The organism is Flectobacillus longus, assembly GCF_030056705.1.
Classification (GTDB): domain Bacteria; phylum Bacteroidota; class Bacteroidia; order Cytophagales; family Spirosomataceae; genus Flectobacillus; species Flectobacillus longus.
Genome location: NZ_JASHIC010000063.1, coordinates 1 through 2,723, shown reverse-complemented (window position 1 = coordinate 2,723; position 2,723 = coordinate 1). Strand labels below are relative to the sequence as shown.

Below are 2,723 nucleotides of genomic sequence, written 5' to 3'. Positions count from 1 at the left end.
ATTTAACCGCTTCCCGTTGTTTGGGAGTGCAAAATTAGTAGCTTTATTCTTAACTTCCAAATGTTTTTGAAAATATTTTTTGAAATTTATTTTCGCAACTCTCAACTTCTTTTCTTCGCCACAACTCCTTTCTCGTCGTTTGGGAGTGCAAAATTCCCACTTTATTCCCAACCTTCCAAATCTTTTTGACACTATTTTTAAAAGTTTTTTATAAGTCGTTGATTTGTAGATTTATACTATTGAAAGTTTTTTACCTAGTATTAAACACTCAAATGATTTAACCCAAATAGAACTTCTTTAGGTGCAAAAAGAACTGACAATAATACAAATTAAAAAATCCTCACCTTAATGAAAAAATGAGGATTTTAATTAAAATATTTACCTATATCCTTATTCAGCTAAGAATGGATACTTATAATCTGTCGGTGATACAAAGTTTTCTTTGATTGTTCGTGGTGAAACCCAACGTAAAAGGTTTAATGATGATCCTGCTTTGTCGTTCGTCCCTGAAGCAAAGTAGTATTTAATAAGAAAAATCTATAAATACTTAGTGGTCTTTTTCAATCTCTAAAATCAGGAAATCTATCTCAACATTTGAAATATTTATATATTTTAGACATTATTATTACTGATTCTTACTATTAATTATGAGTAAGACTTTAGTATTTACATCAAGACGAAAGTGTTTTTGAAGATATCTATTTGCAATTTCATTACATTAAATCGCATGTTCATAATATTAACTATAAATTTCTTTATATTAAACTTCAAAAAATTTTAATAATACCATAAAAAAACATAACTTTGTTTCAGGCTTAGATGAAGAGTATTTGAGCGCCTAACAAATAGTTCAACACTTTTAAAATACCCTACATTACATAGTGATGTAGGGTTCTTTTTATTATTCCTATCTTGATTACTAATAACAATGCAACAGCTTAGATTTTATATAAAATTTTAAATTATTCTTCATTTTGAGTCTGAAAATATCTCATCCAGGCAAACTCCGTCTAGCTCTATTGTTAATTAGTTCACTTAAATAATTGATTTTTTGCTATGGTATTAAATCTACCTTTAAGAAAAGGTAACTCTTTATAGATACCAGTAATATCTAAAGAGTTTAGGTTCTAAAATTTGATATTCAATTGCAAAACTCCTTAAAACGTGTATTAGAAGGGTACAATATTGAAGAGATATGGTTGGACAAATGAATTACTAAAAGCTCACTTCTAAATTTCACATAATTATTATTATAAACTCAGAATGTTTTTCATTTATCTGACTATACAATTCAGACTTATTATCTAACGAACGTTCACATATTATAGAATTTACCCCCAAACGAAAACTACTTTTAGATCTTAATTAGCTATTTTGATGCTAATTCAATGTTTTCATTATCAGTTAAGCAGTACACTTGTAGTCTGTTTGATTATGAAAATTTTACAGCATATTACCAGTAGAGACCTAACGCTTTGCATATAGAGGCTCGCCATCAGGAATTTTACCATGAACCGAATTTTTCGGGAGAACTTTAAAAAAAGAAACCTCCTTGTTTATTTTGTGAATCACGACAAACACAAACAAACAGGAGGTTTCTATGCATAAAGCATTTCTACAAAATAATGACATAAAATCTAGTAAGTCAAGACTCTCTCATTTACTTCTTCATAAACTTGATCTTTATCTTTCAGACGTTCAATTATCCTTAGATTCTGTTCTGGATAAGCGTTTAGTTCGCACTTTTTACGATTTAATAGTTGCCATTTTATTGCATCGACACAACTCTATGGGCTTATTGCTTAGCGAGTTAGGAGGATATGTTTGTGGTTTTGCACATGCTCCCGCTGGGACAAAGCGCATCAGTAATCTGTTACGCTCCCAAAAGTGGACATCTGCCATTATTGACAATTTTCTCTTTAATCAAACTCGAAAAAGGCTTGAATCATTAGTAAAACAAGGGAAACGCCCGCTAATGCTTTGGGATGATAGTCGGCTAGAAAAGGCTGAATCTTGGTTTTGGAGGGACTTTGTAGTGTAGAAAGCTCAAAAGCAAAACGACTAACAAGGATTAAAAAAGGCTACTATTCTCCCCCTAGTAAATGTATTTGTGTTCCTGGTTATCATTGGACAAGTACGTTGCTCTCAGCTTTGGGTGAATCTGTAAGTGTGTGTCAAATGAGTTGGTGGACTACCAGAGGTAAATACAAGGAATATGGTCGAAACATTATTTTTCGGATGCTAGAAAAACTACAAAAACAAGTAGGAAAAGGCATCCTACATGTGCTTGACCGTGGTTATGCTAATGAGTGGACCATCGAGTGGCGGCCGCCGCTGCGGTTTACGAACTTCGAACAAGATTTCCTAGTTCGATGGAAGAATACTTATCCACTCAACTAAAGGTAAAAAGCAAACCCATCTTCTAGCGCGCTCTTTTAAAGCCAGAAGTAAAAAAAATGTACTCGATTCTCAGAGAAAGATTCTCAAGAGTATTTCTATTGCTTGGGCTCAAGTACAACACCCTAGTTTTGAAGACATTAACTTATCTTTAGTAATAGTAAGAGATACCAAAAACTATCAGTCACCACTCTATTTATTAACCTTATTGCCTGTAGAATCAGCTAAGGAAGCTTGGGAAATATGTCATAGCTACATGCATCGATGGAATATAGATCGGATCGCCGAAGCGACAGGCGTTTAGATTCGCCAAAACTGAGCTAGCT

Annotated in this window: 3 protein-coding genes; 2 read left to right on the top strand and 1 reads right to left on the bottom strand. The window is 32.8% G+C overall.

Translation table 11 applies throughout. The annotated features are described in order from the left end of the window. The coding region (locus tag QM491_RS25430) for a hypothetical protein (RefSeq protein ID WP_283330396.1) at positions 1 to 192 on the bottom strand (192 nt) is incomplete at its 3' end. A 1,408-nt stretch (positions 193 to 1,600) separates the two neighbouring features. Here QM491_RS25430 and QM491_RS25425 point away from each other — a divergent pair. Both QM491_RS25425 and QM491_RS25420 read left to right on the top strand, forming a co-directional pair. Continuing rightward, positions 1,601 to 2,041, top strand: coding sequence for a hypothetical protein (locus tag QM491_RS25425; RefSeq protein WP_283330395.1), 441 nt, complete (start codon positions 1,601 to 1,603; stop codon positions 2,039 to 2,041). A 137-nt stretch (positions 2,042 to 2,178) separates the two neighbouring features. Further along, the gene (locus tag QM491_RS25420) at positions 2,179 to 2,400 is read left to right on the top strand and encodes a hypothetical protein (RefSeq protein WP_283330394.1); all 222 of its coding nucleotides are present in this window, start codon (positions 2,179 to 2,181) and stop codon (positions 2,398 to 2,400) included. The last annotated feature ends 323 nt before the right edge of the window (positions 2,401 to 2,723 follow it).